The organism is Kitasatospora sp. NPDC051705 (genome assembly GCF_044453265.1).
In the GTDB taxonomy this organism is placed as follows: domain Bacteria; phylum Actinomycetota; class Actinomycetes; order Streptomycetales; family Streptomycetaceae; genus Kitasatospora.
On the sequence record NZ_JBITCO010000017.1, the window covers coordinates 12,276 to 36,039 of the forward strand.

Consider the following 23,764-nt stretch of genomic DNA (forward strand, 5'->3'; position numbering starts at 1 on the left):
TACGCGAATCCGCCGCGGCCGGACGGGAGTGCCGCTCTGGACGCGCACTGGGTGGTCCGCCTCGACGGGGTCCGCAAGACGTACGGCAAGGGCGCCGGGGCCGTGCACGCGCTGCGCGACCTCTCCCTCGCCTTCGCCCGGGGCACCTTCACCGCGGTGATGGGCCCCTCCGGGGCGGGCAAGAGCACCTTCCTGCACTGCGCGGCCGGGCTGGACCGCCCGGACGCCGGTTCGGTGGTGCTGGGCGGTACGGAGCTGGCGCAGCTGAGCGAGGTCGAGCTGACGATCATGCGCCGGGAGCGGGTCGGCTTCATCTTCCAGGCGTACAACCTGATGTCGGCGCTGACCGTCGCCGACAACATCACGCTCCCGCTGATGCTCGCCGACCGCCGGCCGGACCACCAGTGGCTGCAGCAGGTCGTGACGCAGGTGGGACTGTCCGACCGGATGGGCCACCGGCCGTCCGAGCTCTCCGGCGGTCAGCAGCAGCGCGTGGCGATCGCCCGGGCGCTGGCGGCCCGGCCGGAGGTGGTCTTCGCCGACGAGCCGACCGGTGCGCTGGACACCCGCACCGCCCGCCAGGTGCTGCAGCTGCTGCGCGAGGTGGTGGACGGCCTCGGGCAGACCGTGATCATGGTGACCCACGACCCGGTCGCCGCCTCCTACGCCCACCGCGTGGTGTTCCTCGCGGACGGCAGCTACGCCGAGGAGATGACGCACCCCACCCCGGACCGGGTGGCCGAGCGGATGACCCGGCTGGGGGAGTGGTGAGTCGTGTTCAGGCTCGTCGTACAGACCGTCAAGGAGCGTAAGGCCGGATTCGTCGGGGCGTTCGTCGCCCTGTTCGGCGCGTCCGTGCTCATCACGGCCTTCGGCATCATCCTGCAGTCCGGCATCGGCAACGGGGTGCCGGTCCAGCGCTACTCCGGTGCCGCGGTCGTGGTCGGCGGTCAGAAGCACTTCACGGTCCACGAGGCCAAGAAGAGCAAGTCCAAGGACCTCAAGGACGCCGTCGGCGTCCCCGTCGACCTGGTCGACAAGGTGGCCCGGACCGAGGGCGTCGACCGCGCGGTGCCGGTGCTCACCTTCCCCGCGCAGGTCGTCTCCAACGACGGCGAGCAGCTCGTCAAGGGCGCCGACGACCGGACGACCAACGGCACCAACTGGGGCGCGGCGGCGCTCGGCCCGTACGACCGGGCCGGCGACGAGCCGCGGCGCGCCGGTGAGGTGGTGCTGGAGAAGTCCGTCGCCGACCACCGCAAGGTGAAGGTGGGCGACAGCGTCAGGATCGCCTCCACCCGGGACGCCTCCTCGTACCGGGTCGTCGGCATCGTGACCTACAAGGGCGGCGGCGGGGCGCTGCGCACCCCGCCGCTGTTCTTCTCCGACGACGAGGCGCGCACCCTGTTCGGCCGCACCGACCAGGTCAGCGCCATCGGCGTGCTGGCACCCGGCGGCACGAACGCGGGCAAGCTCGCCGACCGGATCGAGAAGGCGCTCAAGGGCGCCCGCACCGACGTCTACACCGGCGACGGGCGCAGCAGCGTGGAGAACCCCGACGTCGCCTCGGCCCGGGGCAGCCTCAAGGAGCTGGCCGGCTCGCTCGGCGGCACCGTCGTGCTGATCACCATGATGGTGGTGGGCAGCACCCTGGCGCTCAGCGTGCACCAGCGGCGGCGCGAGCTGGCGCTGCTGCGCGCGGTCGGTGCCACGCCCAAGCAGATCCACAAGATGATCTCCGGCGAGGCGCTGGTGATCTCGCTGGTCGCCTCGGTGCTGGGCTGCTTCCCCGGCATGATCGCCGCGGGCATCCTGCGCGGGGCGCTCGGGGCCATCGGCATCCTGCCCGACGACTTCGAGTTCTCCTACGGCCCGATCCCGGCGATCGCGGCGGTGGGCATCGGGGTGATCGCCGCGCAGGTGGCGGCGTTCGCGGTGGCCCGCCGGGTGGTGTCGATCCGGCCGGTGGAGGCGCTCAGCGAGGCCCAGACCGAGCAGCCGGGCATCGGCGGCGCGCGGGTGACCATCGGGGTCCTGCTGTTCGTCCTCGGCTTCGGCGCGTCGCTGCTGCCGCTGTTCTTCGGCAGCATCTTCGCGGTGGCCGGGGCCGGCAGCGGCGGGCTGATCATGGTGATCGCGATCCTCATGCTGGCCCCGCCGGTGGTGGCCAGGGCGACACGGCTGATGGCCGCGCCCTTCCAGCGCCGCTTCGGCACCCTCGGGTTCCTCGCGGTGGCCAACACCCGGGCCAACGCCCGCCGGCTGGCCGCCGGCATCGGCCCGCTGATCATGGCCATCGGCTTCGCCTCGGTGCAGCTGTTCATCCCGACCACCACGTCGGGTGCGGCCGAGGACCAGGCGCGGGCGGGCGTGGTCGCCGACTACACCCTGACCAGCGAGGCCGGCGGACTGCCGGTCAGCGCGCCCGGGTTCATCAGGACCCTGGACGGGGTGGACGCCGCGGCCGGGACGGTGCGGGTCGACCTCTTCGCCTCCACGAAGATGCTGGGCTCCCCGGAGATCTTCGACTACAAGGCGCAGGGGCTCACCACGGGCAACCTGGACCGGGTCCTCGACCTGGACGTCTCCGAGGGCTCGCTGGACGCCCTCACCGCGGACACCGTGGCGATCAGCAGCGGGGCGTCCGCCACGCTCGGTGCGGGCGTCGGCGGCTCCGTCAAGGTGCACATGCCGGACGGGCAGACGCTGGAGCCGAAGGTGGTGGCCGTGTACCAGCGCGGCCTGGGCTTCGGCGACATCACACTGGCCTACGACACCGTGCTGCAGCACAGTTCGCGCCGGATGTACGACTCCGTGCTGGTGCGCGTCAAGCCCGGCGCGGACCAGAAGAAGGTGATCGGCGAGCTCACCGGGCTCAACGACCGCTACCCCGGGGTGCAGGTCCGCGACAAGGGCGGGCTGTCCGCCGCCCAGCAGAAGGCCGGGGTGGCCGGCCTGGTCGGCAGTGCGCTGCCACTGGTCCTGGTCTTCGGGTACATCGCGGTGGCCGTCGCCAACACCCTGGTGATGACCACACTGGCCAGAGCACGGGAGTTCGCGCTGCTGCGGCTGGTCGGGGCGACCCCGGAACAGGTCATGCGGATGATGCGCACCGAGACGCTGATGCTGATCGTGATCGCGGTGGTGGTCGGCAGCCTGGTGCCGATCGTGCCACTGGTGACGGTCAGTCTGGGGCTGACCGGCTCGCTGGTCCCGCACATCCCCCCGCTGCTGTACCTGGCGATCGTGGCGGCGACCTCGGCCCTGGCGGCCGCCGCCGTCCTGATCCCGACCAAGCTCGCCCTGCGCGCCCGCCCGGTGGAGGCCATCGGGCTGCGCGAGTAGTCCGGAGCACGGGGGCGGCCTCGCACCGCACCCTTTGCAGCACCGACCCGCCGATGGGGTCCGCGACCGCGGACCCCATCGGCGTTTCCGGGTTTCCGGCCGGGTTTCCCGGCAGGCCGGACGGCACGTCGTTCGGCAGGTCGGACAGCAGGTCGGACGGCAGGTCGCAGTGCGGCAACCAGGGTCATTCGGCTGCAACTTAACGACCCTGACCGGCCCCGCCGCCCGGTGTTAGCCTGCATTCACCAGAACGAATTCCCCTTTTGCGTAATCCCCGTACCGACGAGCCGCGGACCGAACGCGGCCGAACGGGACTGTCGTGCTGCGCCTTTTTCGGATTCCGGTGAATGCGGTGGGTGGGTTTCAGTGAATTCACAGTCATGGCGTGAAAATGCCGGGCGGCTCGCGCGCGAACACGGCGTGCGGACGCTGCGGTGCGCCTTCTACGACGCCGGCGAACTCCGGGTCGCCGGGCCGGGCGCGGAGGCCGGGGCGGCCCCCGTCCTGCCGTTCGCCTCGCTCACCAAGCTCCTCACCGCGACGGTGGCCGTGCAGCTGGCCTTCGACGGAGACCTCGACCTGGACCGTCCGGTCGGCGAGTACCTGAACGAAGCGCCGTACTCCGCACTTGACATGACGATCCGTCATCTCCTGAGCCACTCCTCCGGACTGGTGACCGACGCCCCCGGCGGCGGCGGGCTGCGGGCCGCTGTCGAGGCGGAGCCGCTCTTCGCCCCCGGAACGGCCTTCTCCTACTCCAACGCCGGGTTCGCCCTCGCCGGGAAGGTCGTCGAGGCCGTCGCCGGGACGAGCTGGCGCACCGCCGTGACGGAGTTCCTGCTCCGGCCGCTGGGCGTCGAACCGGCCTTCCTGCCGGCCGGCGCCCACCCGCGCGACCTCGCCCCCGCGACCGCCGTCGCCGGAACCGTCACCGACCTGGTCGCCTTCGCCCGGCTGCACCTGGACGACCGCCCCGCCGCCCTGGCCGCCCTGCTCGACCGGGAGGCCGTCCACGAGATGGCCCGACAGGCCTTCGACACCCTGCCGTTCGGCCTGGCCGACGGCTGGGGCCTGGGCTGGGCCCGGTTCGGCAACGGCGTCGACCGCTGGCTCGGCCTGGACGGCGTCGGCGCCGGCGCCACCTGCCACCTGCGGATCCAGCCGGAACGCGGCACCGTCATCGCGCTGCAGGCCGACTCCCCGGCCGGGCTCGGCGCCTGGCAGGACCTGCTGGCCCTGCTCCGGGCCGACGGCGTGGACGTCCCCGGCCCCGCCCCGGCCCCCGCGGCCGGCGCCGGGCAGGAGCTGCCGGACTGCACCGGGCGGTGGGCCAACGGCGAGACCGTCTACTGGATCCGCCCCGGCGCCGCGGCGGACGACCGCGCCCTGCCCGGCGCCACCGTCCTGGTCGACGACGACGGGACGGAGTACGACCTGACCGGCCGGAGCGAGCGCGTCTTCGCCGCCCGGCACCCGCGGCTGCCCGAGGTGGAACACCTCGGCCGCTTCCTGCTCGACCCGGAGACCGGGCGCGCGGACCACATGCAGTTCGGCGGCCGCGTCCTGCGACGCGTCGCCTGAACAGGCTGGAGAGCGAACGTGACGATCACCAACGACAGTGCCCTGTCGCCGGCGCAGCAGCGCCTGTGGTTCCTGAACCGCTTCCAGGAGGGCGCCGCCGGCCACACCCACGCGGTGGCGCTGCGCCTGACCGGCGCGCTGCTCCCGGACCGCCTGCGCGCCGCGCTGGACGCCCTGGTGCGCCGGCACCCGCTGCTGGGCACCGTGCACCGCGAGGAGGAGGGCCGCTGCCGCCCCGGTGCGGCCCCCGACGGCGCGCCGTTCGCCGGGCTGCGCGCCGAACCCGTCGACCCCGACCGGGTGGACGAGGCGCTGGCCCGGGCCGCCGCGGAAGGCCTGGACCTCACCCGGGAGGCCCCGCTGCGGGCCCGGCTGCTGGCCGCCGGCCCGCAGGACCACGTGCTGCTGCTGACCGTGCACGAGATCGCCGCCGACGAGCGCTCGCTCGGCCTGATCCTCGACGACCTGGCCCGCGCGTACACCGCCGACCAGGACGCGGCCCCCGCACCCCAGTACGCCGCGGTGGCCGCCGCCGACCGCGCCCGCTACGGCGCCCCCGACCGGCCCACCGACCAGGCCGCCGCCGAACTCGCCCACTGGCGCGCCGTGCTGGACGGCGCCCCGTCGCAGCTGGAGCTGCCCGTCGACCGGCCGCGCCCGGCCGTCACCCGCTACGCCGCCGACGAGTACCGCACCGCGCTGGACGCCCCGCTGACCGCCGCCCTCACCGGCCTGGCCGCCGACGCCGGCGCCGGTGTCGAGGCCGTGCTGCACGCCGCCGTGACCGTCCTGCTCGGCCGCTTCGGCGCCGGCCCGGACGTCCCCCTGGTCGGCAGCCTGCCCGGCCGGGACGACGCCGAACGCGCCGGAACGGTCGGCCCGTTGGCCAACCCGGTGGTGCTGCGCGCGGCCGCCCGGCCCGGCGCCGGCTTCCGCGAGCTGGTCCGCGCCTGCGCGGCCGCCGCCGACACCGCCCGCCGCAACGGCGGCGTCCCCTTCGAGACCGTGGTCGGCGCGCTGCGCCCGGAGCGGGCGCTCAACCGCCACCCACTGGCCCAGGTGGCCCTCGACCTCACCGAGGACCTGCCCGCCCGCCTGCCGTTCGGCCCGCTCGACGCCCGCGTCGAGCGACTGCCCCGCCGGCACTCCCCGTTCGACCTGCGGCTGGCCTTCCGCACCGCGCCGGACGGCGGGGGGCTGCGGCTGCACGTCACCTTCAGCACCGAGCTGTTCGACCCGGCCACCGCCCGGCGGCTCACCGACGCGCTGGTCCGCCTGCTGGCCGCCGTCGCCGCGCAGCCGGACCGGGACCCGGCCGACCACGACCTGCTGGACCCGGCCGAGCGGCAGGCCCTGCTGCACGAGTGGAACGCCACCGCGCGGCCGGTGCCCGACGCCGACGTCTCCGCGCTGTTCCGGGCCCGGGCCGCCGCCCAGCCCGACCGGACCGCCCTGATCGCCGGCAGCACCGTGCTCAGCTACGCCGAACTCGACGACCGCGCCGAGCGGTTGGCCGGCGAGCTGCGCCGCCACGGCGCCGCCCCGGGCCGGCTGGTCGCCCTCGCCCTGCCGCGCTGCGCCGACCTCGTCGTCGCCCTGCTCGCCGTCGCCCGCACCGGCGCCGCCTACGTGCCGCTCGACCCGGACTACCCGGCCGACCGGATCGGCTACATCCTCGACCACGCCGGGCCCTCCGCCCTGGTCACCGACACCGCGACGGCCGCCCGGCTGCCCGCCACCGCCGCGCACCCGGTGCTGCTGGACGACGCGCAGGTGCGCGCCCGGCTCGCCGCCGGGCCCGCCCCGGCACCGGGCCCCGCCGCCACCGCGGCCGACCCGGCGTACGTCATCTACACCTCCGGATCCACCGGCCGCCCCAAGGGCGTGGTCATCAGCCGCCGCGCGCTCACCAACTTCCTGGTCTCGATGGCCGACCTCTTCCCGCTGGCCGCCGAGGACGTCTGGACCTCCGTCACCACCATCGCCTTCGACATCGCGGCCCTGGAGATCTACCTGCCGCTGGTCGGCGGCGCCACCGTCGTCCTCGCCGACCGCGCGACCGTCACCGACCCGGCCGCGCTGGGCGCCCTGGTCACCCGCACCGGCACCACCGTCCTGCAGGCCACCCCCAGCCTCTGGCAGGCGCTCTGCGACGAGGTGCCGCAGGCGCTGACGGGCCTGCGGATGCTCGTCGGCGGGGAGGCCCTGCCGGCCGCCCTCGCCGAGCGGATGCGCCGCACCGGCCGCGAGGTCACCAACCTGTACGGGCCCACCGAGACCACCATCTGGTCCACCGCCGCCCGCCTCGACGACCGCCCCGGCGCGCCGACCATCGGGCGCCCGATCGGCAACACCCGGGTGCGCGTCCTGGACGAGGGGCTGCGCCTGGTGCCCGTCGGCGTCGCGGGCGAGCTGTACATCGCCGGCGACGGCGTGGGCACCGGCTACCTGCACCGCGAGGACCTCACCCGGGACCGCTTCCTGCCCGACCCGTACGGCGCCGACGGCGAACGGATGTACCGCACCGGCGACATCGTCCGCTGGGCCGCCGACGGCAACCTCGAGTACGTCGGCCGCGCCGACTTCCAGCTGAAGGTGCGCGGCTTCCGGATCGAGCCCGGCGAGATCGACGCCGTCCTGGAACGGCACCCCGCGGTGGCCCGGGCCGTCACGGTGGCCCGCGACTACGGCACCGCCGACACCCGGCTGGTCTCCTACGTGGTGCCGGCCGGCCCCGCCGGGGCCGACCCGGCCGAGCTGCGCGCGCACGCCGCCGCGACCCTGCCCGGCTACATGGTCCCGGCCGTGGTCGTGCCGATCGCCGGCATCCCGCTGACCCCCAACGGCAAGACCGACCGGTCCGCCCTCCCGGACCCGGGCACCGCCGCGGCCGGCGCCGGGCACGGGCCGCGCAGCGCCCGGGAGGAGCAGCTGTGCGACCTCTTCAGCGAGGTGCTCGGGGTCGGCTCCGTCGGCGTCGACGACAGCTTCTTCGACCTCGGCGGGCACTCCCTGCTCGCCACCCGGCTGATCGGCCGGATCCGCTCGGTGCTGGACGTCGAGGTGCCGATCCGCACCCTGTTCGAGTCGCCCACCGTCGCCGGGCTGGCCGGCCGGCTGGGCGGCGTGCCGGCCCGCCGGGCCGGGCTCGTCCCGGTCGGGCGCGAGCGGCCGCTGCCGCTGTCCTACGGGCAGCAGCGGCTCTGGTTCCTGTACGACTACGAGTCCCAGGGCACCGAGTACAACTCGCCGCTGGGCCTGCGGCTCACCGGGCCGCTCGACGTCGCCGCCCTCGGCCGCGCCGTCGACGCCCTGGTCGAGCGGCACGAGATCCTGCGCACCACCTTCGCCACCGAGGACGGCCGGGGCGTCCAGGTCGTCCACGACCCCGCACCGCGGCCGCTGCGCCGCACCGACCTCGGGCAGGAGGGCGGCGCCGAGGGCCTGGACGCGCTGCTGCGCACCGGGCTGAGCCGCAGCTTCGACCTGCGCGGCGGCCCGCTGCTGCGCCCCTGGCTGATCCGGCTGGGCGACGAGGAGCACCTGCTGGTCCTCGACATGCACCACGTCGTCACCGACGGCTGGTCCAAGGAGGTGATGGCCCGCGAACTCGTCGCGCTGCTCGACCGGGAGACCACCGGCCGGCCCGCCGGGCTCGCCCCGCTGCCGCTGCAGTACGCCGACTACGCCGCGCACCAGCACGCCGAGCACGGCGAGCGGGAGGCCGCCGACCTGGCCTACTGGAAGGGCCGACTGGACGGCGTGGTGCCGCTGGAGCTGCCCACCGACCGCCCCCGGCCGGCCACCCGCAGCACCGTCGGCGCCGTCCACGCCTTCGAGCTCCCCGCCGCCCTGGTCGCCGACCTCACCCGGCTCTGCCGCCGCGAGGGCAGCACCCTGTTCACCGTGCTGACCGCCGGCGTCCAGCTGCTGCTGTCCCGCTACGCCCGCCAGCGCGACGTCGCGGTCGGCACCATCGTCTCCGGCCGCGAGCACAGCGAACTCGAGGACGTGCTCGGCTTCTTCGTCAACACCCTGGTGCTGCGCGCCCGCACCACGCCGGAGACGACCGTCGGCGCCTTCCTGGCCGAGGTACGGCAGACCGTCCTGGACGCCTTCACCCACCAGCACCTGCCGTACGACCGGCTGATCGACGAGCTCAAGCCCGACCGCGACCCGAGCCGCACCCCGCTGATCCAGGCGGCGCTGATGCTCAAGCGCGCCCAGGACGCCCTGCCCGGCCCCGACGGCCTGCGGGTCGAGGAGGCGGCGCTGCCGCGGATGCACGCGCTGTTCGACATCGGCTTCGAGTTCGAGGAGCGCGACGGCCGGATCGGCGGCCTGGTCGAGTACAGCACGGCGCTGTTCGACCCGGAGACCGTCGAGCGGATCGCCGGCCACCTCACCGCCCTGCTCGCGGGCATGGCGGCCGACCCGGACCGGCTCGTCGACGACGTGCCGATCATGGGGGAGGAGGAGCGCCGGCTCGTCACCACCGGCTGGAACGCCACCGCCACCGACGCCCGCTTCCGCACCGCCACCGTCCACCGGCTGGTGGCCGAGCAGGCCCGGCGCACCCCGGACGCCCCCGCCGTCACCACCGAGGACCGCAGCCTGACCTTCGCCGAACTCGACGCGCTCACCGACGCGCTGGCGCACCGGCTGGTCGATCGCGGCGTCGCACCCGGCACCGTGGTCGGCGTCCGGACGCTGCGCGGCGCCGAGATGACGATCGCCCAGCTCGCGGTGCTCAAGGCCGGCGGAGCCTACCTGCCGCTCGACCCGGAACTCCCCGACGACCGCACGCTCTTCGTGCTCGGCGACGCCGGTGTGCCGGTGCTGCTCACCCAGCGCGGCCTGGCCGGGCCCGGGGCGCCGGAGGGAGTCGAGACGCTCTACGTCGAGGACACCGCGGCGGGCACCCCGGCCGGTGGCCCCGACGGGCCGCCCGAGGTGGCCGTCGGCCCGTCCGACCTCGCCTACGTGATCTACACCTCGGGCTCCACCGGCCAGGCCAAGGGCGTGCTGATCGAGCACCGCGGCGTGGTCAACCTCTGCGACTGGTACCGGGAGTTCTTCGACGCCCGGCCGGGCGACCGGGCCACCCAGATGGTGCCGCCCGGCTTCGACCCCACCGTCCTGGAGCAGTGGGGCGCGCTCGCCTGCGGCGTCGAGATCCGCTACCTGCCCGACCGGGTGCTGGAGGACCCGCACCTGACGGCGGACTGGATCGTCGACCAGGGCATCACCCTGATCCTCGTCCCGGCGCCGCGGCTGGAGGCCCTGCTGGACCAGCCCGCGCTGTACCGGGGCCGGGTGCGGCACGTCATCACCGGCGCCGACGTGGTGCGCCGGCGGCTGCCGCGCGGCACCGCGTTCTCGCTGGCCAACCTCTACGGCCCGACCGAGACCACGGTGCTGACCACCGGCACCGTCCTGGAGTGCGAGGAGGACGCCCCGGCCGGGCGGCTGCCCTCGATCGGCCGGCCGATCGCCAACACCACCGGCTACGTGCTCGACGAGCGCCGCGCGCCGGTGCCGGTCGGCGTCCCCGGCGAGCTGTACGTCGGCGGTGCCGGGGTGGCCCGCGGCTACCTGGGCCGCCCCGAGCTGACCGAGGAACGGTTCGTCCCGGACCACCTCGGCGCCGGGCCCGGCGCCCGGCTCTACCGCACCGGCGACCTCGTCCGCTGGCTGCCCGACGGCACCCTGGAGTTCCTCGGCCGGATCGACAACCAGGTCAAGGTGCGCGGCTACCGGATCGAGCTCGGCGAGATCGAGACCGCGCTGCTCGACGACGAGAGCGTCGAGCAGACCGCCGTCGTCGCCCGCACCGGGCCGTCCGGGCAGACCGCACTGACCGGCTACGTGGTGCCCGCGGGCGGCACCGCCGACCCGGAGCGGATCAGGGCCCGGCTCGCCGAGCGGCTGCCCGGCTACATGGTGCCGCCGGTGGTCGTGGTGCTGGACGCGTTCCCGATGACCACCAGCGGGAAGATCGACCGCCGGGCCCTGCCGGAGCCGCAGGAACGCCGCCCGGCCGGCGAGCCGACCGCCCCGCGGGACGAGACCGAGGCGGCCCTGGCCGGGATCTGGGCCGACGTCCTGGGCGTGGCCGCGGTGGGAGCCGAGGACGACATCTTCGACCACGGCGCCAACTCCGTGCTCACCCTGCAGGTGACCGCCCGGATCCGCGAGGTGTTCGGCGTCGGCGTCTCGGCGCGGCACGTGTTCGCCGCCCGCACCGTGGCCGCCCTGGCGGACCGCGTCCGCAAGCAAGTACTCGAAGACGTGCGCCGGACACCGGCGGACCGGACCACGAAGCGCGGCGTCGCGCGGGGGAGCAAGCGATGACAGACCAGCGACACGGCGACGACACCACGGCCGCCGAGCCGGACGCCGACGAGATCCTGCGCCGCCGGCTGGCCACCGCGGCCGGCGGCGACCGGGACGCCGTCCGCCCCGGCGGGGACGGGCCGGCCCCGCTCTCCTTCGGCCAGGAACGGCTCTGGTTCCTGCAGGAGTTCGAGACCGACGCGGTGGAGTACACCACCTCCTTCGGCCTGCGGCTGCGCGGCGGCCTGGACCTGGACGCGCTGCGCACCGCCCTGACCGCCCTGGTCGAACGGCACGAGCCGCTGCGCACCGTCTTCACCACCGAGGACGGCGTCGCCCGCCAGGAGGTGCGCCCCGCCTACACCCCGGACACCGAGCCGGTGGACCTCGCCGGGCTCGGCGCCGAGGAGCGCGAGGCCGAGTTCGCCGCGCTGCTGCAGCGCGAACTCGCCACGCCCTTCGACCTGTCCCGCGGCCCGCTGCTGCGCTCCACCGTGGTGCGGCACGCCCCGGACGACCACGCGCTCTTCCTCAACCTGCACCACATCGCCGCCGACGGCTGGTCCAAGGGCCTGCTGACCACCGAGCTGGGCGAGCTCTACCGGGCCGCGGTCGAGGGCCGCCCGCACACCCTCGCCCCGCTGCCGGTCAGCTACCGCGACTACTCCCGCTGGCAGCGCGAACGCTGCACCGAGGAGCTCCTCGCCGGCCAGCTGGACCACTGGCGCGAGGAACTGGCCGACCTCCAGCCGCTGGAGCTGCCCACCGACCGGCCCCGGCCCGCGGTGCGCACCACCGTCGGCGCCCTGCACGCCTTCCGGGTGGACGCGGCGGTGGCCCGCGGCCTGGAGGAGCTCGGCGCCGAACGCGGCACCACCCTGTTCGCCGTGCTCGCCGCGGCCACCCAGGTCCTGCTGGCCCGGCACACCGGGCAGCGCACGGTGGGCCTCGGCACCGTCTCGGTCGGCCGCGACCGCTCCGAACTGGAGCCACTGGTCGGCTTCTTCGTGAACACCCTGGTCCTGCAGGGCCGGATCGACCTGGACGAGCCCTTCGGCGAGCTGCTGGAGCGCACCACCGACCAGCTGTGGGACGCCCTGAGCAACCAGGACGTGCCCTTCCACCGCCTGGTGGACGAGATCCAGCCCGAGCGCGACCCGAGCCGCACCCCGCTGGTGCAGGCCGCCCTGGTGCTGCAGAACGCGCCCGGCGGGCTGCCCGACTTCGGCGGCCCGGAGGTCTCCGAGTTCCGCGCGCCCTCGGTCTCCTCCATCTTCGACCTGACGCTGGAGTTCACCCCGGACGCCGACGGCGGGCTGGGCGGGACGGTGGAGTACAACACCGACCTGTTCGACGCCGCCACCGTCGACGCGCTCTGCACCCGTCTGCTGCTCCTGCTGGCCGGCGTGGCCGCCGACGCCGACCGGCCGGTCGGCGACCTGCCGCTGCTCACCGCCGCCGAACTCGCCCTCGTCACCGGCGAGTGGGCCGAGAACCGGGTGCCCTACCCGTCCGACCGGACGGTCCACTCCCTGGTCGCCGAGCAGGCTTCGGCCACCCCCGACGCGATCGCCGCCTCCGACCCGGACGGCGAACTGACGTACCGTCAACTCGACGAGCGGTCGGACCGGCTGGCCCGGCTGCTGGTCGAGCGGGGCGCAGGCTCCGGCCAGCACGTCGCGGTCTGCCTGCCCCGCGGGACGGGGCTGGTCGTCGCCCTGCTGGCGGTGCTCAAGGCCGGCTGCACCTACGTGCCGCTGGACCCGGACTACCCGGCCGACCGGCTGGAGTTCATGCTGGCGGACACCGCGGCCGCGCTCTGCGTCACCGACCGCGAGCTGCTCGCCCGACTGCCCGACCTGGCCGTGCCCGCCCTGCTCCCCGCCGAGCACGCCGCCGACCTGGCCGCGCTGCCGGCCGGCCCGCCGCCGACCGACGCCGGCCCGGAGACCGCCGCCTACGTCATCTACACCTCCGGCTCCACCGGCCGGCCCAAGGGCGTCGTGGTCGAGCACCGCGCCGTCGTCCGGCTGGTCCACGGCGCCGACTACGCCCCGCTGCGGGCCGACGACGTGGTCGCCCAGGTCGCCGACGCCACCTTCGACGCCGCCACCTTCGAGTTCTGGGCGCCGCTCGTGGTCGGCGCGCGGATCGCCGTCATCACCAAGGACGTCCTGCTCGACCCGCCGGCCTTCGCCGCCGCGCTGGCCTCCACCGGCACCACCGCGATGTTCCTCACCGCCGGCGTCTTCAACCAGGTCGTCAGCCTGGAGCCGACCGCCTTCGGCGGCATGCGCCACCTGCTGGTCGGCGGCGAGGCGCTCAACCCGCGCCGGATCGCCGAGCTGCTGGCGGGCGGCCGCCCGCCGCAGCGGCTGGTCAACGCCTACGGGCCGACCGAGACCACCACCTTCGCCGTCACCCACCTGATCCGCGAGACCGACGGCGTGCGGGCCATCCCGATCGGTCGCCCGATCTCCAACACCGCGGTGTACGTCCTCGACGAGCGCCGCCGGCCCGTCCCGCCGGGCACCCCCGGCGAGCTCTGGATCGCCGGCCCGGGCGTGGCCCGCGGCTACCTGGGCCGCCCCGAGCTGACCGAGGAGCGCTTCCTCCCGTCGCCGTTCGCCACCGGTCCCGGCGAGCGGATGTACCGCACCGGGGACGTGGTGCGCTGGGCCGACGGCCTGGTCGAGTACCTCGGCCGCGCCGACACGCAGGTCAAGGTGCGCGGCTACCGGATCGAGCCCGGCGAGGTCGAGGCCGTGCTGGAGCAGCACCCGGGGGTGGCCGCCGCCCTGGTCGTCGCCCTCGCCGACGGCGACCACAAGCGGCTGGTCGGCTACCTGCGGGCGGAGCCCGGCGCCGCGCCGGCACCGCTCGACCTGCGCGCCTTCGCCGAGGAACGGCTGCCGTCCTACAGCGTGCCGACGGCCTTCGTCACCCTGGACGCCTTCCCGCTCACCGCCAACGGCAAGGTCGACGTCCGGGCCCTGCCCGCGCCGGAGACCACCCTGGAACGGGAGGACTACCGGGCCCCCGAGGACCCGGCCGAGCAGGCGCTCGCCGAGGTCTGGTCGGAGGTCCTCGGCATCGACCGGGTCGGCGCCGACGACAACTTCTTCGAGCTCGGCGGCGACTCCATCCTCAGCATCCAGGTGGTCGCCAGGGCCCGCCGGGCCGGCCTCGTCATCACCTCGAAGGACATCTTCTCCCGGCAGTCGCTCGCCGACCTGGCCCGCGCCGCCCGGCCCGTCGAGCAGGCCCCGGCGGCCGGGCCCGAGGCCGAGGACCACGAGCCGGCCCCGCTCGGCCCCGTCCAGGAGTGGTTCTTCGAACACCACACCCGGGGTGCGCACCACTTCAACCAGTCCGTGCTGATCACCCTGGACGGCGCGGTCGACGAGGCGGCGCTGGCCCGCGCGGTGGCCGGCCTGGTCGGCCGGCACGACGCCCTGCGCTCCCGCTTCGCCACCGGCCCCGACGGCCGGCGCGTGCAGCTCCTCCCCGCGCTCGAACCCGGCAGCACGCCCTCCGAGGCCCGGATCGAGCGGATCACCCTCGACCAGGCCGCCCCCGAGGAGCGGGACGCCGCCATGCGCGCCCTCGCCGAGGCCGCCCAGGCCTCGCTGGACCCGGTCGAGGGCCCGCTGCTGCGCACCCTGCTCTTCGACCACGGCGCCGGCCGGCCGCCCCGCCTGCTGATCACCGTGCACCACCTCGCGGTGGACGGCGTCTCCTGGCGCATCCTGCTGGACGACCTGGAGGCCGCCTACCGCCAGGCCGTCCGGGGCGGGGCCGTCGACCTCGGCCCGGCCGGCACCTCCTACCGCGGCTGGGCCCGCCGGCTCGCCGCCCTCACCCGGGACGGCGGCCTGGACGCCGAGCTGGACCACTGGGCCCGCCCGGTGCCGGCCGGCTCCGCCGAGCTGCCCACCGACCGGGAGGGCCGCAACACCGTCGGCGAGACCCGTGCCGTCTCCGCCGGCCTGGACGCCGAGCGCACCCGGCAGCTGCTCCAGGACGTGCCGGCCGTCTACCGCACCCAGGTCAACGACGTCCTGCTGACCGCGCTCGGCCGCGCGCTGGCCCGTTTCACCGGCCGGTCCCGCACCCTGATCACCCTGGAGGGCCACGGCCGCGAGGAGATCCTCGACGGCGTCGACGTCTCCCGCACGGTCGGCTGGTTCACCTCGATCTTCCCGGTGCTGCTGGAGTCCCCGGCCGACCGCCCGCTCGGCCGGCTGATCCGCGACACCAAGGAGCTGCTGCGCGCGGTGCCCGCCCGCGGCGCCGGCTACGGCCCGCTGCGCCACCTGCGCGGCGACGAGCCGCGGGCCCGCGCCCTGGCCGCGGCGCCGCAGCCGCAGGTGAGCTTCAACTACCTCGGCCAGTGGAGCGACGCGGCGGCCGGCAGCGAGCTGTTCCGCGCCGTCGAGCCGGACTACGGCCGCGACCACCACCCGGACGAGGAACGGCCGCACCTGCTGGACGTCGTCGGCGAGGTCCGCAACGGCGTGCTGACCTTCGACGTCCACTACGCCCCGCAGCGCCACGACCGGGCCACCGTCCAGCGCTTCGCCGACGACTTCGCGGCGGCCCTGGCCGAACTCGTCGAACACTGCCTCACCCCCGGCGCGGGCGGCGCCACGCCCGGCGACTTCCCGCTGCTCAGCCTCGACCAGGCCACCGTCGACCGGCTGGTGCCGGCCGGCTCCTCGGTCGAGGACGTCCACCCGCTCACCCCGATGCAGAGCGGCATGCTCTTCCACACCCTCAACCAGGACGGCGTCGGCGCCTACTCCGACCACGTCGCCTTCCGGCTGGAGGGCGTGCGCGACGTCGACGCGCTGGCCGCCGCCTGGCAGCACGTCGTCGACCGCACGCCCGCGCTGCGCACCCGGCTGGTCTGGGACGGCGTCCCCGAGCCCGTCCAGGTGGTCGAGCGCACCGCCGAACTGACGGTCCGCCGCCTCGACTGGACCGGCCTGCCCGCCGCCGAGCTGGAGCGCCGGGTCAGGGCCCTGATCGACGAGGAGCGCGCCACCGGGATCGAGCTGTCCCGGGCGCCGCTGATGCGCCTGGCGCTGGCCCGCGAGGACGAGCGGACGGTGCGCGTCGTGTGGACCTTCCACCACGCCGTGCTGGACGGCTGGAGCACCTCGCACCTGTTCGCCGACCTCTTCGCCGCCTACCGGGCGCTCACCGACGGCCGGGGCGCGGCCCCGGCGCTGCCCGAGCGCCGGCCCTTCCGCGACTACGTCGCCTGGCTGGCCCGGCAGGACAAGGACGCGGCCGCCGCGCACTGGAGCGCCCTGCTGGGCGACCTGGACGCGCCGACCCCGCTGCCGTTCGGCCGCACGGTGCCGCAGGGCCACGAGTCGCAGTCCGCCGGTCAGGTCCGGGTCGGCCTGTCGGGCGCCGAGACGGACGCGCTGGTCGCGATGGTCCGGCGCCACCGGCTCACCCTCAACACCGCCGTCCAGGGCGCCTGGGCGATCCTGCTGGCCCGCCACTCGGGGCAGCGCGACGTCTGCTTCGGCACCACCGTGGCCGGCCGCCCGACCGACCTGCCCGGCGCCGACACCATGGTCGGCAACCTGCTGAACACCCTGCCGCTGCGCACCGCCGTCGACCCGGACGCGCCGCTGGTGGAGTGGCTCGCGGCGCTGCAGGCCGACCAGGCGGAGTCCCGCCGCTTCGAGTACTCCTCGATCGCCGAGATCCAGCGCAGCAGCGGCGTCCCGCGCGGCAGTGCGCTCTTCCAGACCCTGGTGGTGTTCGAGAACTACCCGGGCAACGGCGCCGCCGCCGAGCGCCACGGACTGCGGCTCAGCGACGTCCGCGCCGTAGACACCACCAGCTTCACGCTGGACCTCACCGCCTACGACGACGACGGCTCGCTGACCCTGCTGCTCTCCTACGACCCGGCGCTCTACGACCGGGCCCGGGCCGAGGCGCTGGCCGACCAGCTGGCCGTCCTGCTCGGCAGCATGCCGAGCGCCCCCGAGCAGCGGGTCGGCGACGTCCCGATGCTGTCGCTGCGCGCCCGCGACCGGGTGCTGTACGAGTGGAACGACACCGGCACCCCGGGCAGCGACGCCTGCCTGCACGAGCTGTTCGCCGAGCAGGTCCGGCTGACCCCGGACGCCGAGGCGGTGGTCTTCGAGGACACCTCGCTGACCTACGCCCAGCTCGACGCCCGCGCCAACCGGCTGGCCCAGCACCTCGTCGGCCAGGGCATCGGCCCGGAGACCGTGGTCGCGATCTGCCTGGACCGCGGCCCGGACACCGTCGTCGCCGCCCTCGGCGTGCTCAAGGCGGGCGCCGCCTACCTGCCGCTGGACCCCTCCCACCCGGCCGAGCGGCTGCGCCTGGTGCTGGACGACAGCGCCGCCGCCATGCTCGTCACCCAGCAGGACCTCGCCGAGCGGCTCCCGCTCTGCGACGCGACGGTGCTCTGCCTGGACGCCGACCGCGCCGAGATCGACAGCTGGCCCGCCGAGGCGCCCAGCACCGAGGTCACCCCGGACAACCTGGCCTACGTCATCTACACCTCCGGCTCCACCGGCCGGCCCAAGGGCGTCACGGTCGAGCACCGCAGCGTCGCCCGGGCCGCCGCGGCCTGGCGCGAGGCGTACCGGCTCGACCAGGCGCCGGCCCGCCAGCTCAACCTCGCCAGCATGGCCTTCGACGTCTTCGTCTCCGACCTCACCCACGCGCTGACCACCGGCGGCGCCCTGGTGCTCTGCCCGAAGGAGGCCACCACCGACCCGGCCCGCCTGTTCGACCTGATCGAGCGCCACCGCGTCACCCACGTCGAGACCGTCCCGTCGCTGGCCAACGCGCTGGCCGACGAGGCCGCCCGCACCGGCCGGCCCTTCCCGCCGCTGCGCTACCTGGCCGTCGGCTCGGACAACTGGCGCACCGACGACTGCCGCCGGCTGCTGGCCGCCGTCGCCCCCGGCACCGTGGTGCTCAACTCCTACGGCGTCACCGAGGCCACCGTCGAGTCCTCGTACTTCACCGTCACCCCGCAGTCGCTGCCGGACGTGGCGAGCGTGCCGATCGGCCGGCCCGTCCCGGGCACCCGGATGTACGTCCTGGACGCGGACCTCGAACCGCTGCCGGTCGGCGTCGTCGGCGAGCTCTACCTCGGCGGCTTCGGCGTCACCCGCGGCTACCTCAACCGCCCCGACCTCACCGAGGAGCGCTTCAGCGCCGACCCGTTCACCCCGCACCCCGACGGCCGGCTCTACCGCACCGGCGACCAGGCGCGCTTCCTGCCCACCGGGGACGTCGAGTTCCTCGGCCGCGGCGACGACCAGGTCAAGATCCGCGGCTTCCGGGTGGAACTGGCCGAGATCGAGGCCGTGCTGCGCCGCCACCCCGACGTCCTGGACGCCGTCGCGGCGCTGCGCACCGAACCCGGCGCCGTGCTCACCGGCTACGTGGTGGCCGTGCCCGGCACCGACCCGCAGAGCGCCGACCTGCGCCGGTACCTGGAGGGCTCGCTGCCCCGGCACATGGTGCCGCAGGCCTTCGTCCGGCTCGACCGGCTGCCGCTGAACGCCAACGGCAAGGTCGACCGCCGGGCGCTGCCCGCGGCCGCCGCCGACGACCGCCCCGCCACCACCAGGACCGCCCCCCGCACCCCCGCCGAGCAGGCGCTCGCCGGGCTCTGGGCCGAGGTCTTCCGGGTGCCCGAGGTCGGCGTCGACGACAACTTCTTCGACCTCGGCGGCGACTCGATCCTGAGCATCCAGGTCGTCTCCCGGGCACGCCAGCTGGGCCTGCGCCTCAGCTCGCAGGACATCTTCAGCCACCAGACCATCGCCGGGATCGCCGCGGCGATCACCACCCACGAACCCGAGGAGCCGGCCGGCGTGAACACCGAACCCGTCACCGGAAGGGCGCCGCTGACCCCGATCCAGCGGGCCTTCTTCCAGCACCACACCGAGGCCCCGCAGCACAGCACCATGTCCGTGCTGGCCGAGCTGCGGGAGCTCCCCGACGAGGCGCACCTGCGCACCGCGCTGGACGCGCTGCTCACCCACCACGACGCGCTGCGCACCCGGTTCCGCACCGTCTACGGCCGCTGGCAGCAGGAGATCGCCGCCCCCGGCGACGCCTGGCCGCTGGAGCGGCTGGACCTCGCCCTGGAGGCCGACCCGGAGGGCGCGCTGCTGGCCGCCGCCACCGCCGCCCAGGCCGGCTTCGACCTGGCCGAGGGCCCGCTGGTGAAGGCCGTGCTCGCCGACCTCGGCGGCACCGCCGGCGCCCGGCTCTTCCTGACCGCCCACCACCTGGTCGTCGACGCGGTCTCCTGGCAGATCCTGCTGGGCGACCTGGAGACCGCCTACCGGCAGGCCGCCGCGGGGCGCCCGGTCGACCTCGGCCCGCGCGGCACCTCCTTCCCGGACTGGTCCCGGCGGCTGTCCGAGCACACCGCGGTCGGCGGCTTCGACGAGGAGCTCGACCACTGGTTCGCGGCCGGCCGCGCGGCCGCCGCGCCGCTGCCCGCCGACGCCGACGGCACCCCGACCGTGGCCACCGCGGCCGCCGTCCGGGCCGCCCTCGACGCCGGGACCACAGACGCGCTGCTGCGCGAGGTCCCGGCCGTCTACCGCACCCAGGTCAACGACGTGCTGCTGACCGCGCTCGCCCGGGTCCTCGCCGACTGGACCGGCGGCTCCGCCGTCCTGGTCGACCTGGAGGGCCACGGCCGCGAGGAGATCTTCGACGACGTCGACCTGAGCCGCACCACCGGCTGGTTCACCAGCTCCTTCCCGGTCGCCCTGGACACCGACGCCGGCGCCGACTGGGGCGCCCGCCTGCGGTCCGTCAAGGAGCAGCTGCGCAGCCTCCCGCAGCGCGGCATCGGCTACGGCGCGCTGCGCCACCTCAGCCCCGCCGGCGCGCCCGGGGAGCTGCTCGCCGAGGGGGCCCGCGCCCAGGTCGGCTTCAACTACCTCGGCCGGGTCGTCGACGGCCACGACGGCGCCCTGCTGCGGGACGTGCGGCTCGGCTACGGCGCCGAGCAGTCGCCCGCGGAGCTGCTGGAGTACCCGCTCGACATCGTCGCGTACGTGCGCGACGGCGAGCTGGGCTTCGAGCTGTTCCACTCCACCGCCACCCACACCACGGAGACCGTCCAGCGGGTCGCCGACCAGCTGGTGGCGGCCCTGCGCGGGATCGTCGCGCACTGCCGGGAGGCCGGTGCCACCGCCTCCGGCGCGACCCCCTCGGACTTCCCGCTCGCCCGGGTCGACCAGCCGCTGCTGGACGAGCTCGGCCGCGCCGGCCGGATCGCCGACCTCTACCCGGCCACGCCGATGCAGCACGGCCTGCTGTTCCACAGCCTCACCGAGGAGGGCGAGGGCGTCTACCTCGGCCAGCTGTCCTTCCTGCTGGAGGGCGGCGTGGACCCGGACGCCTTCGCCGAGGCCTGGCAGCGCCTCGCCGACCGCACCCCGATGCTGCGCACCGCCTTCGCCCGGGTGGACACCGACCAGCCGCTGCAGGTCGTCCGGGAGAAGGTCACCGTGCCCGTCGAGCGGCTGGACTGGCGGGACCTGCCCGCCGCCGAGCGCGAGGAGCGGCTCGCCCGCCACCTCGCCGAGGACCGCACCCGCGGCATCGACCTGGCCGCCGCGCCGCTGATGCGGCTGGCCCTGATCGACGAGCCGGACGGCGCCCTGCGGGTCGTCTGGACCTCGCACCACCTGCTGCTGGACGGCTGGAGCAGCGCCGAGCTGGTCTCCGAGGTGGTCGACGACTACCTGCGGCTGACCGGCCACGACCGGCCCGCCCCGGCCGCCCGCCGCCCGTTCCGCGACTACGTCGCCTGGCTCGGCGAGCAGGACCTCGGCGACGCCGAACGCTACTGGCGCGGGCTGCTGGACGGCTTCACCGCCCCGACCGCGCTGCCCGCCGACCGCACCGGCGAGGAGGCGGCCCGCCAGGGCAGCGAGGCGACCAGCGTCTTCCAGCTGGACCGGGCCACCACCGAGCGCCTCGCCGAGGTCGCCCGGCGCCACCGCCTCACCACCAACACGCTCGCCCAGGGCGCCTGGGCCCTGCTGCTCTCGCGCTACTCGGGCGAACGGGAGGTCTGCTTCGGCTCGGCCGTCTCCGGCCGCCCCGCGGACCTGCCCGACGTCGAGTCGATGATCGGCCTGTTCATCAACAACCTGCCGGTGCGGGTGGAGGTCAGGCCCGAGCAGCCCGTCCTCGACTGGCTGGGCGACCTCCAGCGCGGTCAGGTCCAGGCCCGCAGCCACGAGTACGTGTCGCTGGCGCAGATCCGCGGCTGGACCGGACTGCCCGCCGGCGTCGACCTGTTCGACAGCTACGTGGTCGTCGAGAACTACCCCTTCGACGGCGAGATGGGCTCCGACCAGGGCATCGGCATCCGTGACGTGCGCTCGCAGGAGCCCACCAGCTACGCGATGGTGCTGGCGGTCTTCGCGGGCGAGCGGCTCTCCTTCCGGCTCGCCTACGACCCGGGGCTCTTCGACGCGGACACCGCCGACCGGGTCACCGGAGACCTGCGGGCCCTGCTGGAGGACCTCGCGGCCGAGCCCGGGCGCACCCTGGCCGAGCTGCCCGCGCTCGCCCCCGCCCACCGGGAGCTGCTGGTCACCGGGTACAACGCCACCGAGACCGCGCTGACCGACGACGCCCTGGTGCCCGGGCGGTTCGCCCGCCGGGCCGCGCAGACCCCGCAGGCCGTCGCGCTGGTCCACGACGGCGAGCGGCTCACCTTCGCCGAGCTGGACGAGCGGGCCAACCGGCTCGCCCACCACCTCGCCAACCGGGGCGTCGGCCCCGAGGTGCCGGTCGCGGTCTGCCTGCGGCGCGGGACCGGCCTGATCACCGCGCTGCTCGCGGTGCTCAAGGCGGGCGGCGTGTACACCCCGCTGGACCCGGCCGCCCCGGCCGAGCGGCTGCGGCTGCTGGTCGAGGACGTCCGCCCCCGGGTGGTGATCGCCGACGAGGCGACCGGCGCCCTGCTGACGCTGCCCGCGGACGTCGACCTGCTCGCCCCGGACCGGGAGCGGGACGCGATCGCCGCCCGGCCGGCCACCGCGCCCGAGGTGGCGCTCGCCCCCGAGCACGCCGCCTACGTCATCCACACCTCCGGCTCCACCGGCCGGCCCAAGGGCGTGCTGATCGAGCACGGCAGCCTGGCGAACCTGTTCGACAGCCACCTGCGGACGGTCTTCGAGCCGCTGCGCGAGGCCTGCGGCGGCCGGCAGGTCCGGGTCGCCCACCTGGCGCCCGCCTCCTTCGACGCCTCGTGGAACCCGGTCCTGTGGATGGTCGCCGGGCACGAGCTGCACCTGGTCGACGACGAGGTCCGGCGCGACGCGCACGCCCTGGTCGCGTACCGCGCCGAGCAGCGGATCGACTTCCTGCAGACCACCCCGTCCTGGTTCCGCCAGCTGGACGACGCCGGACTGCTCGACGACGGCGCCCACCCGCTGCGCGGCGCCGCGCTCGGCGGCGAGGCGATCGGCCAGGCCCAGTGGGACCGGCTGCGGGCCCGCACCGGCCTGCTCGCCTACAACTTCTACGGGCCCACCGAGGCCACCGTGGACGCGCTGGTCTGCCGGATCACCGACAGCCCCCGACCGGTCCTCGGCCTGCCGGTCCAGAACGTCCGGGCCTACGTCCTCGACCCCGAGCGCAACCTCGCCCCGGTCGGCGCGCCCGGCGAGCTGTACCTGGCCGGCGACGGCCTGGCCCGCGGCTACCTGGGCCGGCCCGACCTGACCGAACGGGCCTTCCTGGCCGCCCCGTTCGACCCGAAGGAGCGCCTGTACCGCACCGGGGACCGGGTCCGCCGGCTCTCCGACGGCCGGCTGGAGTTCCTCGGCCGGCTCGACGACCAGGTCAAGCTGCGCGGCTACCGGATCGAGCCGGGCGAGATCACCGCGGCCCTGGACGAGCACCCGGGCGTCGCCGAGTCGGTGGTCCTGGTCCGCGGCGAGGCCGAGCACGCCCGCCTGGTCGCCTACCTGCGCCCCGCCGCGGGCGGCCTGCCCGGCGGCGCCGAACTGGCCGGCTACCTCGCGGAGCGGCTCCCCGCCCACCTGGTGCCGGCCGCCTACACCGAGGTGGCGGAGTTCCCGCTCACCCGGCACGGCAAGATCGACCGGGCCGCGCTGCCCGACCCGGAGGAGACGGCCGTCGAGGCCGCCGAGGAGTGGGTGGAGCCGCGCGACGGGACGGAACGGCTGATCGCCGGGATCTGGGCCGAGACCCTGCACGTCGAGCGGGTCGGCGCGCACGACAGCTTCTTCGCCCTCGGCGGGCAGTCCCTGACCAGTGTCCAGGCGATCACCAGGATCAAGCAGACCTTCGGTGTCCGGATCGCGTTCCGCAGCCTCCTCGAGAACCCCACCGTGGCCGCGGTCGCCCGGCTGGTCGAGGACGCGCTGCTGGAGGAACTCGAGCGAGAGGCCGCGCGCCAGTCGGCGCCCGCGGCGGAGTGAGG

General features: G+C 75.4%; 5 protein-coding genes. All 5 read left to right on the forward strand.

Annotation, left to right across the window (positions count from 1 at the left end; translation table 11 throughout):
* The first annotated feature begins 36 nt into the window (after positions 1-36).
* On the forward strand, positions 37-771 hold the full coding sequence (locus ACIA8Q_RS21675; RefSeq protein WP_360214112.1) for an ABC transporter ATP-binding protein: 735 nt from the start codon (positions 37-39) through the stop codon (positions 769-771).
* 3 nt (positions 772-774) lie between these two features.
* Positions 775-3,345 (forward strand): FtsX-like permease family protein, encoded by a 2,571-nt coding sequence (locus ACIA8Q_RS21680; RefSeq protein WP_360214068.1) that lies wholly within the window; start codon positions 775-777, stop codon positions 3,343-3,345.
* A 420-nt stretch (positions 3,346-3,765) separates the two neighbouring features.
* A complete protein-coding gene (locus ACIA8Q_RS21685) occupies positions 3,766-4,926 on the forward strand; it encodes a serine hydrolase domain-containing protein (RefSeq protein WP_396317561.1) in 1,161 nt (386 codons plus the stop codon).
* 18 nt (positions 4,927-4,944) lie between these two features.
* Positions 4,945-11,280: an amino acid adenylation domain-containing protein gene (locus ACIA8Q_RS21690; protein WP_360214072.1), complete on the forward strand. Its 6,336-nt coding sequence runs from the start codon at positions 4,945-4,947 to the stop codon at positions 11,278-11,280.
* Positions 11,277-23,762 (forward strand): amino acid adenylation domain-containing protein, encoded by a 12,486-nt coding sequence (locus ACIA8Q_RS21695; protein WP_396317562.1) that lies wholly within the window; start codon positions 11,277-11,279, stop codon positions 23,760-23,762. Before ACIA8Q_RS21690 ends, ACIA8Q_RS21695 begins: the two co-directional genes overlap by 4 nt.
* Positions 23,763-23,764: the final 2 nt, after the last annotated feature.